Origin of the sequence: Neptunomonas antarctica, assembly GCF_001305295.1 — a bacterium.
In the GTDB taxonomy this organism is placed as follows: domain Bacteria; phylum Pseudomonadota; class Gammaproteobacteria; order Pseudomonadales; family Balneatricaceae; genus Neptunomonas; species Neptunomonas antarctica.
The window spans coordinates 147,669-162,408 of sequence record NZ_LJSI01000052.1 but is presented as its reverse complement, the minus strand read 5'-3'; the positions used below and the strand labels follow the sequence as shown (position 1 = coordinate 162,408).

The window sequence follows — 14,740 nt, the reverse complement described above, 5'->3', positions numbered from 1 at the left end:
CCTAATAATTAGAAATAAACTGATACGGGAGGGTGTTTATCCTCCCGGCGATAGAAGGAGAAACCGGATGGCAGAAGCGAACAAACTAAGTGGTGCAGGCCTGCGTGGTCAATCTGCTGGTGAAACGGCACTCTGTACTGTGGGTCAAACCGGTGCAGGTCTGACTTATCGTGGTTATGACATAAAAGAATTAGCCGCCAAGGCTCAATTTGAAGAAGTGGCTTATCTGTTGTTATACGGCGCATTGCCAACACAGACTGAACTGGATGCCTACAAAGTACGCCTGAAAAGCATGCGCGCTTTGCCTGAAGCGCTGAAAACGGTTTTGGAACAGATTCCTGCCAATGCTCATCCGATGGATGTTATGCGTACGGGTTGTTCAATGCTGGGTAATTTGGAAACAGAAAAAGACTTTTCCGAGCAGCACGATCATATTGATCGTATGTTGGCTGTGTTTCCGGGTTTGATTAATTATTGGTATAACTTCAGTCATCATGGCAAGCGTATCGAAGTAGAAACGGGTGCTGATTCTATCGGTGAGCAGTTTTTATGGACCCTGCATGGTAAAAAGCCAGACCCATTGCATGTGGATGTTATGCATGCCTCTCTGATTTTGTATGCAGAGCATGAGTTCAATGCTTCTACTTTTTCTGCGCGTGTCTGTGCTTCTACGCTGTCGGATATCCATAGCTGTGTAACAGGGGCAATAGGAACACTGCGCGGACCCTTGCATGGTGGTGCTAACGAAGCCGCCATGGATATGATTCAAGACTGGAAAACGCCTGATGAAGCAGAAGCTGAAATCATGGGTATGCTTGAGCGTAAAGATAAAATCATGGGCTTTGGCCATGCGATTTATCGCGAGTCGGATCCACGAAATGCGATTATCAAAGAATGGTCGCGTAAGCTTGCTGCGCAGGCCGGCGATGCCGTACTTTTCCCCGTATCGGAACGTGTTGAAGCGGTTATGTGGCGGGAGAAAAAACTCTTCTGTAATGCCGATTTCTTCCACGCATCTGCTTACAATTTTATGGGTATTCCTACGCAGTTGTTTACCCCGATATTTGTTTGTTCCCGTGTAGCAGGCTGGACGGCGCATGTTGTAGAACAGCGTGCTAACAACCGAATTATCCGACCTTCTGCTGACTATACCGGTCCAGACAGTGCTGAATGGGTTGATATCGAAAAACGCGGGTGATTTTGAGCGTTGATTAACAGGGGAGTGGGCATTGTTTGTGCCTGCTTTACCTCTCTGAACATTACTCGAAGGAGTAAGCTATGAATACTGAATACCGCAAATCATTACCGGGCACAAAACTGGATTACTTTGATACGCGTGCTGCAATCGAAGATATTCAGCCGGGTTCCTATGCAAAACTGCCTTATACCTCTCGCGTGTTAGCAGAACAGCTTGTACGTCGCTGTGAGCCTGAAGCGTTGACTGACTCGCTAAAGCAGCTTATTGAATTCAAGCGTGAGTTAGACTTCCCTTGGTACCCTGCACGTGTTGTTTGCCATGATATTTTAGGCCAGACCGCCTTAGTTGACCTGGCAGGCCTGCGTGATGCTATTGCTGAACAAGGTGGTGACCCATCTAAAGTAAACCCTGTGGTCCCTACTCAGCTGATCGTTGACCATTCTCTGGCCGTTGAAGCTGCTGGTTTTGACCCGGATGCATTCGAAAAAAACCGTGCGATTGAAGATCGTCGTAATGATGACCGTTTTCACTTTATCGAGTGGTGTAAGACTGCATTTGACAACGTCGATGTAATCCCCGCCGGTAACGGCATCATGCACCAGATTAACCTGGAAAAAATGTCTCCGGTAATCCAGGCGCGTGACGGTGTTGCTTACCCGGATACTTGTGTAGGTACTGACTCTCATACCCCTCACGTAGATGCATTAGGTGTTCTTGCGATTGGTGTGGGTGGGCTTGAGGCTGAAACCGTCATGCTAGGCTTGCCATCTATGATGCGCCTGCCTGACATTATTGGTGTGAAGCTTACGGGTAAACGTCAGCCTGGTATTACTGCTACGGATATCGTACTGGCTATCACTGAATTCCTGCGTAACCAGAAAGTTGTTTCTGCTTACCTGGAGTTCTTCGGTGAAGGCGCTAAAAACCTGACTATCGGTGATCGCGCGACTATCTCCAACATGACGCCTGAGTTTGGTGCGTCTGCAGGTATGTTCTACATCGATGAACAGACAATTGCCTATTTGAAGCTGACGGGCCGTGAACCTGAGCAGGTTGCTCTCGTAGAGCAGTACGCTAAGCTCACAGGCCTATGGGCGGACGATCTTGAAAACGTTGAATACGAACGCGTACTAGAGTTTGATCTGTCGTCTGTTGTCCGCAATATGGCTGGCCCATCTAACCCGCATCGCCGCCTGCCAACCTCTGCGCTGAAAGAGCGCGGTATCGCTAGCGAGGAGATGTTGGCGGCTGCTAAGGCTGAAGAAGAAGCAGGCCTGATGCCTGATGGCGCGGTAATTATCGCGGCAATCACCTCGTGCACCAACACCTCTAACCCACGTAACGTAGTGGCTGCTGGCTTAGTGGCTAAGAAAGCCAACGAGCTGGGCCTGGTCCGTAAGCCTTGGGTTAAGACGTCATTCGCACCCGGTTCTAAAGTTGCCAAGCTGTATCTGGAAGAAGCAGGCTTGCTGTCTGAGATGGAACAGCTGGGCTTCGGTATTGTTGGTTACGCTTGCACTACCTGTAATGGCATGAGTGGCGCGTTAGATCCTGTGATTCAGCAAGAGATCATCGATCGTGATCTGTATGCCACGGCCGTACTGTCCGGTAACCGTAACTTCGATGGTCGTATTCATCCGTATGCGAAGCAAGCCTTTCTTGCATCACCCCCCCTTGTAGTAGCGTATGCAATCGCAGGGACTATACGTTTTGATATCGAGAAAGATGTACTGGGGACTGATAAAGACGGTAACCCGATCACTCTGAAAGATATCTGGCCTAGCGATGAAGAGATCGATTCGATCGTTGCCAAGGCCGTTAAACCGGAACAATTTAGCCAGATTTACATCCCGATGTTTGATTTGGGGACGGTAGAAAAGGCTGTAAGCCCGCTGTACGACTGGCGTCCACAGACCACCTACATCCGTCGCCCCCCTTATTGGGAAGGTGCTTTAGCGGGTGAGCGTACGATGAAAGGTATGCGTCCACTGGCTGTGCTTGGCGATAACATCACAACCGATCACTTGTCTCCATCAAACGCAATTCAGGCATCTAGTGCTGCCGGTGAATATTGCGCCAAAATGGGTTTACCGGAAGAAGATTTCAACTCTTATGCAACGCACCGTGGTGATCATCTAACGGCACAGCGTGCAACGTTTGCTAACCCTAAGTTGCTGAATGAAATGTGCCTCGATGAAAAAGGTGAAGTGAAGCAGGGATCACTGGCACGTATCGAACCAGAAGGCAAAGAGAGCCGCATGTGGGAAGCGATAGAGACCTACATGGAGCGTAAGCAGCCGTTAATTATTGTAGCGGGTGCTGACTATGGTCAGGGTTCATCACGTGATTGGGCTGCGAAAGGTGTACGCCTGGCGGGTGTTGAAGCGATTATGGCTGAAGGCTTTGAGCGTATTCACCGCACTAATCTCGTTGGTATGGGTGTGTTGCCACTGCAGTTTAAAGAGGGTGAGACACGTAAGACTTATGCTATTGATGGTACAGAAACCTTTGATGTAGAAGGTGATATATCTCCTCGTGCAGAGCTTAATGTCATTATTAATCGTGCCAATGGCGAAACGGTTAAAGTGCCAATGATTTGTCGTTTGGATACGGCTGCTGAAGTTAATGTCTACAACGCTGGTGGTGTGCTACAACGTTTTGCTCAGGATTTCCTGGAAGGTAACGCTTAAGTATCGCATCTGTGTGTAACCGGTAAGCGTTGTTCTGTGTGGTTTACAGTTTGCTGTAGTGGCAGCGAACTGTAAAAAGAACAACGCATACCGGTATTACTTACAATATAAAGAATAATATTAAGCACAACGTTAAGAACAAGAAAGCCCTTAACAACGTCTGTTGAACCAGATGGCTGTCAGACCACTAAAAGAAAAATAATGGTGCAGTTGATGTTATTAAGGTTTTTCTGAGCCGTGGTGTTAGTTAATTCCAGGCCCAAATAAACAGACCAAATAGCCAGACCTAATAGACAGGACAATAGTATTATGTCACACGTACCCCAGATTAAAATTCCCGCTACTTATATCCGTGGCGGTACCAGTAAAGGTGTGTTTTTCCGTCGGCAGGATCTTCCTGAAAGAGCTCAGGTTGCTGGTGCGGCGCGTGATAATATGCTTTTGCGCGTGATTGGTAGCCCAGACCCATATGGCAAACAAACAGACGGTATGGGGGGGGCAACGTCTAGCACCAGTAAAACGGTTATTTTAGATAAGAGCAGTCAGCCAGGCCATGATGTGGATTATCTGTTTGGTCAGGTAGCGATTGACAGAGCTTTTGTTGATTGGAGCGGTAACTGCGGTAACCTCACGGCAGCCGTAGGTGCCTTTGCTATTAGTGGTGGTTTGGTCGATGCAGATCGCATCCCGCAGAACGGTGTGTGTGTTGTGCGTATCTGGCAGGCTAATATCAAGAAAACTATTATTGCGCATGTACCCATTACCAACGGTGACGTTCAGGAAACGGGTGATTTCGAACTCGATGGTGTCACCTTTCCGGCAGCCGAAGTTCAGGTTGAATTTATGGATCCGGCTGATGGCGAAGGTTCTATGTTCCCAACGGGCAACCTGGTTGATGATCTTGAAGTTCCGGGTGTCGGTACTTTCAAAGCAACCATGATTAATGCGGGTATCCCGACTATTTTTCTCAATGCTGATGAAATAGGCTACAACGGTACAGAGCTGCAGGATGCGATTAATGGAGACCCTGCCGCCCTTGAGCGTTTCGAAACTATCCGTGCATACGGTGCAGTGCGTATGGGGTTGATTCAGGATATTTCTGAAGCGGTTGCACGTCAGCACACGCCAAAAGTAGCTTTCTGTGCGCCTGCACAGAACTATGTTTCTTCCAGTGGAAAGCAAGTAACCACAGATGATATCGATGTGGCGGTGCGTGCTCTTTCTATGGGTAAATTGCACCATGCGATGATGGGTACGGCAGCTGTCGCTATCGGAACGGCTGCTGCGATTCCCGGCACGCTGGTGAATCTGGCTGCGGGAGGTGGCGAACGTAGTGCCGTCACTTTCGGTCACCCCTCTGGTACGTTGAAAGTTGGCGCAGAAGCCAAACAGGTTGATGGTGAATGGACAGCAACCAAAGCAATCATGAGTCGTAGTGCTCGTGTGCTGATGGAAGGGTGGGTGCGTGTTCCCGGCGATTCATTTTAACGTTATATTTTAGCGTTACTTGGTATTGTGCTGGCGTGACGCTATATGTGTTTCACGCTATACCAGCGATCCATTTAATGCATTGTTCTGATTTCACAGTTTGAAGTGGGGATGTGGTAGATCCGACTGCCTATCAGGAACGATCTACTTCTACTTCTTTTATGCCCTGTATGGTTCCCATACAGGGTTTTTTTCTAGAGAGCATGCTGAATAGCGGGTTCCTCTCCGATTAATCGTAAGCTCTCTTCTGCAAAACCGATTCCTGCTTCCGTGTAAAAGTTGAATACATTGTCAATGCCCGAATTTAATAACAGTTCGCGTTCGTCCTGAAAGCGGGCGATAGCGGCAATCTGGCCCTGGTAGTTAACTTTACGTAGCTGGGTGGTGATGTTTTTGTCATCTTCGATTGACGGCAATGCCAGTAGAATCAGTTTTATAGTGGATGTGTCAAAATTCTCCCATAAGTCTGCATCTTCTCCGTCACCAAAAAATACATTCATCCCTTTTTGTTGATATTCTTTGATACGAAGTCTATCTGCATCCATCCCGACGACGCGTTGATCAACCATGTTCTGTAGGGCTTTAAACGCGCCTTTGCCGACACGGCCCAAGCCAATAACCAATATTTCAGCATGGGGAGGTTGGATAAAAAGATCTTCTCGCAGACGTTCAGGGCTTTCGTATTTTTTAATATACTCTTTATACGTCGAGTACAGTTGATGAGCATGCCGGTAAAATACGCTGGTAAGAATAAATGAAAGGGATACGGCCAGTGCCAGAATGACAAGCCATTCTTTGTTAAGCCATCCGGATTCTACGCTTAGTGCTGCGACTATCAGGCCAAATTCACTGAAATTACTCAAGGCTAAAGCAGATAGAAAGGAGGTGCGTCCACGTAGCTGCAGGCGCGTAAAAATCAGGAAAAACATCGCGAATTTAACCACAATTAAACAGGAAATAATGGCGGCCATCCCAAGCATGGGCCAAGTCGGTAGTGCAATAAAGCCAATAGAGAGGAAAAAGCCGATTAAAAAGAGATCCTTAAAACTAAGAAGTGACTTCGTCAGTTCGCTGGCTTTGGCATGATGGCTGAGTAAAACACCAAATAATAGAGCGCCTAAATCACCTTTAACCCCAACCAGCGTGAACAATTCGTATCCACCCAACGCCAGAAAAAATCCTGTTAGCGGCAGCATTTCACCGTGTCCTGCCCGATTGAGTAATGCGTCGAGAAATGGACGTATAAAAATAAGTCCGAATAAAGCTAGCGCCCAGATAGAAGGTGTTTTACCGGTCGCAAAAACCAGGAAAATAACGGCGGCAATATCCTGCATAACCAGCACGCCGATAGCGATCTGGCCGTGACGCGTTTTTATTTCACCACTTTCTTCCAGTAATTTAATAATGCATACGGTGCTGCTGAAGCTCAGTGCGAATCCGAGCAAAGCGGCTGTTTGAATATCCATATCTAAGAAAAAAGGGAAGGCAATAATCGAGAGCAGTATTGACAGTGATCCAAATAATAACGTCCACAGGCCCATGTGAGATAAGGTGCTTACCCATATTTCGCGTTTTAACAGGTCCTTCACGTGCAGTTTAAGGCCAATAGTAAACAGCATCAGCGTAATACCCAAATCGGCTAATGAGTCTAAAGATGCGGTAGGTTCAATGCCCATAAAATGTAAGGAAAATCCGGCAAAAAGAAAGCCTATTAGCGGAGGTAAAGAGAAGAACTTAACGGTTAAACCGCAGACAAAAGCAAATAAAATCCAGATAAAGTCCATAGCGTCCTACATTTTTTGATCAATGGGTTTGTGCAGCGTTGCACTATGATAAGATATTCCTTTTTAAATCATAGCTGTAACCACCAGATTATTATTACACTTTACGCTAATCGCTGGTGTATCAAGTGTTTTGAGGAATTAATATGTTTAAAAAGCTGAAATCTATATTTTCATCCAGCGAAGAACCACAAAAAGAGACGGCTGAGGTTGTTGATAGTCAGCAGGACGTTGTCGAATCCGAATCTATTCAAGCCGCGCCTATTAAATCTGAGCCTGTTAAATCCGAATCTGTTGAACCCACGCCGGGTCAGCCTGAAGCAGCAGGGCTTCAATCTGTAGAACCAGAGATTGTTAAGCCTGAGCCGGCTGATGAGCCTGCTTTTGTCGCAGAGTCTGTAAAAGTCGCAGAGCTTACAAAAGTTGATCTTGCGTCTGAGTCGATTGTTGGTACCCCTGAAAAAGAAACGCCGTCTGGCGAGCCAGAATCAGTTAAACAGGAACCGGTTCAGTTAGAGCCCGTTAAGCCCGATCCTGTTAAAGAAGAGCCGGCTAAAAAAGGTATGTTTGCTCGCATGAAAGCGGGCTTGAGTCGTACCAAAGCTAATTTGTCTGAAAAGCTGGGCAATCTGTTTCTGGGTAAAAAAGAAATTGATGATGAGTTACTTGAAGATATTGAAACACTGTTACTGACTGCCGATGTGGGCGTAGAAGCGACAACTGAGATTATCGGGCGGTTAACTGCCCGGGTTGAACGTAATCAGCTGGCGGATGCGCAGGCTTTGCATGAATCTTTAAAGCAGGAATTAGGTGGGCTGTTGGCTCAGGTCGAGCAACCGTTGGTAGTTGACCCGAAGAGCAAGCCTTACGTAATCCTCATGGTTGGTGTTAATGGCGTAGGAAAAACTACGACGATTGGTAAGCTGACGAAACGTTTTCAGAATGAAGGTAAATCGGTGATGCTGGCGGCGGGCGATACATTCCGTGCGGCTGCTGTTGAGCAATTGCAGGTGTGGGGTGATCGGAATAATGTTCCGGTTGTTGCGCAGCATACCGGTGCGGATTCCGCCTCTGTTGTGTTTGACGCACTGCAATCGGCCAAAACAAAGAATATTGATGTACTGATTGCTGACACAGCGGGCCGATTACAGAATAAAGATCATCTGATGCAGGAGCTTGAAAAAGTTGTCCGGGTGATGCGTAAAATGGATGGATCAGCACCACATGAAGTCATGCTGGTGCTGGACGCAGGCACCGGTCAGAACGCTATGAGCCAGGCGCGGGTCTTTAAAGATTCTGTTGGTGTCACCGGCATAGCATTGACTAAGCTCGATGGTACGGCAAAGGGTGGGATTATCTTCGCCATCGCAAAACAGTTACAACTACCCATCCGCTTTATCGGTGTGGGTGAACAGATTGATGATTTGCGTCCGTTTGTGGCTGAAGAGTTCGTTGCCGCCTTATTTGATTAATTTATTACCTTAAAAAGATAGCGTGCATGGATAAAATACAGCAAAGCTGTTCAGGTTGATTCTAGGGTAGATCAGTCGCACGTTAAAGTATTGGTATTGGCAAACAACTACTGTATATTCATCCATGCATTTTAACTGAATGAGAGAATAGCTTTGATTGGGCGACTGATAGGCGAGTTGATCGAAAAGCAGCCTCCACATCTTCTTGTAGATGTGCAGGGCGTGGGGTATGAAGTTGAAGCTTCAATGAATACTTTTTTCCGCCTGCCCGAAGTAGGTCAGCAGGTCCTACTGCATACCCATTTTGTGGTGCGCGAAGATGCGCAGCTACTGTATGGTTTTATTGATAAAAAAGAGAGAACCTTATTCAGGTCGCTCATTAAAGCGAATGGTGTCGGGCCAAAGCTTGCTATATCAATACTTTCCGGAATGACTACCAATGAGTTTATTGGTTGCCTGGTGCGTGAAGATTCTACAGCGCTAACGCGTATCCCTGGTGTAGGTAAAAAGACTGCAGAGCGTCTTATCGTAGAGTTAAAAGATAAGCTTCAACCTCTCCAGCAAGATGAGCCAGCTGATTTTCAGCTCACCGCAACAGATGTGCCCGATATGGCGCAGCACTTGGCAAGTTTTCGTGAAGAAGCAGAAAGTGCGCTGGTGTCTCTCGGCTACAAGCCGGCACATGCCGCTAAAGCCGTTTCGCAGGCTGAGCAGAAGCTGGGATCGAATGTCAGCATTGAAGAGCTGATTCGTTTGTCACTTAAATCAATGGTATCTGGCTAATTCAGTTACGAGGTATTCAAGAGTGATCGAAGCAGATCGTTTTATCTCATCCGTTAGTGCTCCGGTCGAGGAGCAGCATGATCGGGCGATACGTCCAAAAAGATTAGCCGATTATACAGGCCAGCCGGTCGTAAAAGAGCAGATGGAGATTTTTATCCATGCCGCGAGGCAGCGTAATGAAGCGTTAGATCATACCCTTATTTTTGGCCCTCCAGGATTAGGCAAGACTACATTGGCAAATATTATTGCTAATGAAATGGGTGGCAATATTAAAACCACTTCAGGTCCAATCATCGAAAAAGCCGGTGATCTGGCAGCGTTGCTAACCAACCTGGAAGCCGGTGATATTCTTTTTATCGATGAAATTCATCGTCTTAGTCCTAACGTAGAAGAAATATTATATCCGGCCATGGAAGATTATCAGCTGGATATTATGATTGGTGAAGGGCCTTCAGCTCGTTCCATTAAGCTGGACTTGCCACCCTTTACACTAGTGGGTGCTACGACACGCGCCGGTTCGCTTACATCACCACTACGAGACCGTTTTGGTATTGTGCAACGTCTTGAATTTTATAATATTGAAGATTTAACACAGATAGTTATGCGCTCAGCAAAATTGTCGGGTACTCACATTGATATTGAGGGAGCAAAGGAGGTTGCTAAGCGTAGTCGTGGAACCCCGCGCATCGCCAATCGGCTGTTACGTCGCGCACGTGACTACGCCGAAGTGAAAGGGAATGGAAAAATTACACAAGATGTGGCTAATCTGGCGTTGAATATGCTGAGTGTGGATGAGCGCGGTTTTGATCATATGGACCGTCGTTTACTGCTGGTTATGATTGAAAAATTCGGTGGGGGGCCTGTAGGTATTGATAGTCTCGCGGCCGCAATCAGTGAGGAGCGGGATACCATTGAAGATGTTCTTGAGCCTTACCTTATCCAGCAAGGCTATGTAATGAGAACGTCCAGAGGGCGGGTGGTTACTGATCATGCCTACCTTCATTTTGGAATCGATAAGCCTGATAAGGATCAATAAACCAGACAAAAAACAGGGGATTTATTGCGAAGTTATTTTGATGCTGAAGTTAGCGGTTTATGCTGCAGGTCTGGCATTAAACCAACTAACAAAAGGATAAAGGTCATGTCATCTTATTTATCTTCTGCGCAATTAAAATTGATTAAAGCTGAGCTTCTTGAACTATTGACTAGTCTTCGTGATGAAGTGGGTAGTGAGCTGGATGACCGGCAAGGTGAACGAGTTCACGAAGTGATGAAAGAAGCCCATGATAGCGGGGATGAGGCGACTGCCGAGTTAGAATCGACTATTTCACTTGCTCATATGTCACGTCACTTACAGGAAGTTGGAGAATGTCAGGCCGCTTTGCAGCGTTTGGAATACGGCACATACGGTTTGTGTGTTGATTGTGGCGAAGAGATTGAACTTAATCGATTGAAGGCTACGCCGGTTTCTTCTCGTTGCTTATCTTGCCAGTCTAAAGAAGAGCACGAACACCGCGAAAATCATCACGCGTCTATGTGATCGATTAACACTCTTTGTCTGTTAAATAATACTGGTCAAAAGTACTGATCAAAAGCCCAGATAAAGAGTGTTCAACAATAAATATTTATTTCATTTTATATGCCCATCTTGTATAAATCTGTGCGCCTGCTATTGTGGCGTCTCTGCGATTGATGCTTGCAAATATACACTCGGACTAAGCTTTGTAGTCTGAAGTTATGAACTTTGTAAGTACTTCGCACTCTCATGACGACATCTGCCGATCAGGCTTTATTAAGATGTAATTAAATCAATTTTTACAATTCCAACATAGCCAGACGAACTGGTGAATAAGTTGGTGCGGAGAAAATGCAGTGGTCGAACAGTTGTCGATCTGGAGTCTTGTTGCCAACGCTAGTGCTGTCGTTCAGGTGGTAATGGTTATTCTGGCGCTCGCATCTTTTATGTCTTGGGTAATGATTTTTCAGCGTTTCTCCTTTATTCGTAAAACGAGTAAGGAATTACGTGATTTTGAAGATCGTTTTTGGTCTGGTATAGATTTAGGGCAGTTATATCGAGAGATTACAGACGCTTCTGACACGCTTAGCGGGGCAGAAACTATATTCTGTGCAGGTATTAAAGAATACACGCGAATGACACAGCAGAAGCATTATGACCCCGATGCCGTGATGGATGGCGTTCAGCGCAGCATGCGTGTCGCGTTGGCCAGAGAAGAAGAGAAGCTGGACCATCATCTGCCGTTTTTAGCTACCGTTGGTTCAACTAGTCCGTATATTGGATTGTTTGGAACTGTGTGGGGGATTATGAATTCATTTCGTGGTTTGGCTAATGTTCATCAGGCTACGTTGGCATCGGTAGCGCCGGGTATTTCTGAAGCATTGGTTGCTACGGCGATCGGTCTCTTTGCTGCAATTCCGGCGGTCATTGCCTACAACCGTTTTTCTGCTAAATCAGAATGGCTAATGAATAATTATGACACCTTTGCCGATGAGTTCTCCAGCATACTGCACCGTCGTATTCATTCGCCGGGTTAATGGTGTAATACTATGATCAGACGGAAAAAGAATAAGCGTAAACTTAATGCCGAGATCAATGTGGTTCCCTACATTGATGTGATGATGGTGTTGTTGGTGATTTTTATGGTCACAGCACCGATGCTGACTCAAGGCGTTAATGTTGAGCTTCCTCAGACATCAGCGGAGCCCGTTGACGCTCAGGATCAGGAACCTATTATAGTGACCGTCGATAAAGAGGGACTCTATTATATTAATATCGGCGGCGATGAGATGGAAGCTGTGACCCCGGACGAAGTGGCATCACGGGTAGAAAAAATCATGAATATAAACCCAAAACAACTGCTGTTGGTAAGAGGGGATAAAGAAGTTAATTACGATAAGGTCGTGAGGTTGATGTCCCTGATGCAAGAGTCAGGTGTCAGCAGTATCGGTCTGGTAACTGAGTAGATTATTGCGTGGGTATAGCCAGTTACATTATTCCGGTTTTATGTGCTCTGATTCTGCACGGCGGTTTGTTATTGTTGCTGATTCCTCATTGGTTTCATCAGGAAGACCCCTATCGTAAACCGCCACAGTTCATTCAGGCGCAGATGATTGATTATAAAACGTTAAGCAATCAGGAAAGCCTGCAGAAACAATTCAAAGATGAGCAGCTTAAAAAGGCTGAAAAAGAAAAAAAACGTGTTGAAAACGAGCAACAGCGTAAGCTTGAAGAGACGAAAAAAGCGTTAGCTGAACAGCAGGATATTGACAAGCAGAAAGCGGCGCAGCAGAAACAAGAAACAGAAATAAAACAAAAAGTAGCCGAAGAACAAAAGCGCCAAGAAGCCGACGTTCAGAAGCTTATTAAAGCCAAAGAGCAGAAAGTCATTGAAAATGCTCGGAAAATAGCGGCTGAAAAAGAAGAAGATAAGAAAAAGGAAGATGCTAAAAAGAAGCTAGAAGCAGATAAGAAACGTAAAGCAGAAGAATCCCGGAAAGAAGATGCACGGAAAAAAGCTGTTGCCGCGGATAAAAAGCGCAAAGAGGACGACGCTAAGCGTAAGGAGAGCGAGCGCAAAGCAGCAGAAGAGAAAAAACGTTTGCAAGAAGATGCGCGTCTGAAGGCTGAAAATATAGCTAACCAAAAAGCGGCGGCCGCTGAACGGGCGGATAAAATGCGGAGCGAAATCAGTGGCTATATTCAAGCACTGATTGAAAAAAACTGGAGATATCCTAGTAACACACGTAATGGTATGTCAGCCAAAGTGTTAATACGCTTGTTTCCTTCAGGAGAAGTGGATAGCGTGGAAATTCTTCGCAGCAGTGGCGATGCAGCCTTTGATAAATCAACAGAACAAGCAGTATTAAGAATCGGGCGATTTACACGCGTATCAGAAGTTGATCCGCAGTTTTTTGAAAGAGAGTTACGCCGGGTTATAATCGAGTTTCGTCCAGAAGGGTTGAGGTGGTAAAACATGGTTAAGCAGTTACTCGCAGGGTTTGTATTACTACTGTCTACCTTGACAGTCCGTGCTGAATTGGTGGTTGAAGTTACGCAAGGTGTGGACGCTCCTTCGCCTGTTGCCATTGTTCCTTTCGATTGGAGTGGCAGTGCCTTAAGCGAAGATGTTGCTAAGATTGTTTCAGATGATCTTGGGCGTAGTGGGTTTTTTAAAATGATGCCGCGTGAAAATATGTTGAGTACACCGCATGAGCGGAGTCAGGTTTTTTTCCGTGATTGGCGTATTTCCAACAATGATTATATTGTCATAGGAAGGCTTATTCCTGCGGCTAATGGCCAGATAACAGCGACCATTGAGTTATACGATGTGCTCAAGGAGCAGTTGGTCTGGTCTGAAACAGTGAATGGCAACAGCAGCAATTTACGCGATGTTGCGCATTATATCGCTGATCAGGTGTTTCAGCAGCTTACCGGGATCAAAGGGGCTTTTTCCACCCGTATTGTGTACGTGACAGCAGAAATGTTAGGCAAAGATAAGTACCGGTACCGTTTACAAATGGCTGATTCCGATGGTGCGCGTCCGCGAACAATTCTGGAGTCGAAAGAACCCATTTTATCCCCAACCTGGTCAAAAGATGGCAGTAAACTCGCTTATGTTTCATTTGAAAGTACGCGTCCTTCTATCTATGTGCAGCATCTTGCAACAGGTCAGCGTCAGAGAATTCAATCGTTTAAAGGGCTGAACGGTGCGCCTGCCTGGTCTCCACAAGGCGATCGTCTTGCGTTGGTATTATCAAAAGACGGTAATCCGGAAATATACGTTTTGACACTGGCAACAGGGCAGTTAGACCGGTTAACACGCCATTACGGTATTGACACAGAGCCTACCTGGTCACCGGATGGTGAGTCTATCTTGTTCACGTCGGACCGCGGTGGCATGCCGCAGATATATTCTCTACATCTGCCAAGCAGAGATTTAAAGCGCTTAACGTTTGAAGGTAAGTATAATAGCCGCGGCCGTCTGACTCAGGATGGTCGTTTTTTGACGATGGTGCATCAGGATAGCGACGGTTTTCATATTGCCGTACAAGACCTGAAAAGTGGACGTGTCGATATTCTGACGAGTACTGGATTAGATGAGTCACCCACGATTGCACCAAACGGCAGCATAATACTCTATGCAACCAAAAAAGGGGGGCGTGGAGTTTTGGCAGGGGTCTCACTGGATGGACGAGTCCGGTTTACTATGCCAAATACTCAAGGAGATGTCAGGGAACCTGCCTGGTCTCCTTTCTTGCAGTAAAATTAAGCAACAATCATGTTATTTATATAATCCGCGGCTAAGGCCA

At 46.3% G+C, this 14,740-nt stretch carries 12 protein-coding genes; 11 read left to right on the top strand and 1 reads right to left on the bottom strand.

Features of this window, described 5'->3' with window-relative positions; all coding sequences use genetic code 11:
* The first annotated feature begins 67 nt into the window (after positions 1-67).
* From prpC to prpF, 3 genes are all read left to right on the top strand, one after another.
* Positions 68-1,198 carry a bifunctional 2-methylcitrate synthase/citrate synthase gene (prpC, locus tag Nant_RS14690; protein WP_054342412.1) on the top strand — a complete coding sequence of 377 codons (1,131 nt, stop codon included), beginning with the start codon at positions 68-70 and terminating at the stop codon, positions 1,196-1,198.
* Between the two features lie 80 nt (positions 1,199-1,278).
* Complete coding sequence (gene acnD, locus Nant_RS14685) at positions 1,279-3,888, top strand: Fe/S-dependent 2-methylisocitrate dehydratase AcnD (protein WP_054342411.1); 2,610 nt, start codon at positions 1,279-1,281, stop codon at positions 3,886-3,888.
* Positions 3,889-4,197: 309 nt separating this feature from the next.
* Positions 4,198-5,376 (top strand): 2-methylaconitate cis-trans isomerase PrpF, encoded by a 1,179-nt coding sequence (prpF, locus tag Nant_RS14680; RefSeq protein ID WP_054342410.1) that lies wholly within the window; start codon positions 4,198-4,200, stop codon positions 5,374-5,376.
* Positions 5,377-5,570: 194 nt separating this feature from the next.
* Here prpF and Nant_RS14675 read toward each other — a convergent pair whose 3' ends face one another.
* A complete protein-coding gene (locus Nant_RS14675; RefSeq protein WP_054342409.1) occupies positions 5,571-7,160 on the bottom strand; it encodes a cation:proton antiporter family protein in 1,590 nt (529 codons plus the stop codon).
* A gap of 143 nt (positions 7,161-7,303) precedes the next feature.
* Here Nant_RS14675 and ftsY point away from each other — a divergent pair, with 143 nt between their 5' ends.
* The 8 genes from ftsY (at position 7,304) to tolB (ending at position 14,694) form a co-directional block, all read left to right on the top strand.
* The gene (gene ftsY / locus Nant_RS14670; protein ID WP_054342408.1) at positions 7,304-8,629 is read left to right on the top strand and encodes a signal recognition particle-docking protein FtsY; all 1,326 of its coding nucleotides are present in this window, start codon (positions 7,304-7,306) and stop codon (positions 8,627-8,629) included.
* Positions 8,630-8,782: 153 nt separating this feature from the next.
* Positions 8,783-9,412 carry a Holliday junction branch migration protein RuvA gene (gene ruvA, locus Nant_RS14665; protein WP_054342407.1) on the top strand — a complete coding sequence of 210 codons (630 nt, stop codon included), beginning with the start codon at positions 8,783-8,785 and terminating at the stop codon, positions 9,410-9,412.
* Between the two features lie 22 nt (positions 9,413-9,434).
* Complete coding sequence (gene ruvB, locus Nant_RS14660) at positions 9,435-10,448, top strand: Holliday junction branch migration DNA helicase RuvB (RefSeq protein WP_054342406.1); 1,014 nt, start codon at positions 9,435-9,437, stop codon at positions 10,446-10,448.
* Between the two features lie 105 nt (positions 10,449-10,553).
* A complete protein-coding gene (locus Nant_RS14655; RefSeq protein WP_054342405.1) occupies positions 10,554-10,952 on the top strand; it encodes a TraR/DksA family transcriptional regulator in 399 nt (132 codons plus the stop codon).
* Between the two features lie 332 nt (positions 10,953-11,284).
* Positions 11,285-11,965: a protein TolQ gene (gene tolQ / locus Nant_RS14650; protein ID WP_054342404.1), complete on the top strand. Its 681-nt coding sequence runs from the start codon at positions 11,285-11,287 to the stop codon at positions 11,963-11,965.
* Positions 11,966-11,977: 12 nt separating this feature from the next.
* Entirely contained in the window at positions 11,978-12,394 is a 417-nt protein-coding gene (gene tolR, locus Nant_RS14645; RefSeq protein WP_054342403.1) for a protein TolR, read from the top strand.
* A gap of 8 nt (positions 12,395-12,402) precedes the next feature.
* Positions 12,403-13,401, top strand: a complete 999-nt coding sequence (gene tolA, locus Nant_RS14640; protein WP_054342402.1) for a cell envelope integrity protein TolA — start codon at positions 12,403-12,405, stop codon at positions 13,399-13,401.
* Between the two features lie 3 nt (positions 13,402-13,404).
* Entirely contained in the window at positions 13,405-14,694 is a 1,290-nt protein-coding gene (tolB, locus tag Nant_RS14635) for a Tol-Pal system beta propeller repeat protein TolB (RefSeq protein ID WP_054342401.1), read from the top strand.
* The last annotated feature ends 46 nt before the right edge of the window (positions 14,695-14,740 follow it).

Excerpts from the sequence above, each read along its gene's own strand:
- prpC (WP_054342412.1), top strand. The coding sequence starts at position 68 with ATGGCAGAAGCGAACAAACTAAGTGGTGCAGGCCTGCGTGGTCAATCT.
- acnD (WP_054342411.1), top strand. The coding sequence starts at position 1,279 with ATGAATACTGAATACCGCAAATCATTACCGGGCACAAAACTGGATTAC.
- prpF (WP_054342410.1), top strand. The coding sequence starts at position 4,198 with ATGTCACACGTACCCCAGATTAAAATTCCCGCTACTTATATCCGTGGC.
- Nant_RS14675 (WP_054342409.1), bottom strand. The coding sequence starts at position 7,160 with ATGGACTTTATCTGGATTTTATTTGCTTTTGTCTGCGGTTTAACCGTT.
- ftsY (WP_054342408.1), top strand. The coding sequence starts at position 7,304 with ATGTTTAAAAAGCTGAAATCTATATTTTCATCCAGCGAAGAACCACAA.
- Nant_RS14655 (WP_054342405.1), top strand. The coding sequence starts at position 10,554 with ATGTCATCTTATTTATCTTCTGCGCAATTAAAATTGATTAAAGCTGAG.
- tolR (WP_054342403.1), top strand. The coding sequence starts at position 11,978 with ATGATCAGACGGAAAAAGAATAAGCGTAAACTTAATGCCGAGATCAAT.
- tolB (WP_054342401.1), top strand. The coding sequence starts at position 13,405 with ATGGTTAAGCAGTTACTCGCAGGGTTTGTATTACTACTGTCTACCTTG.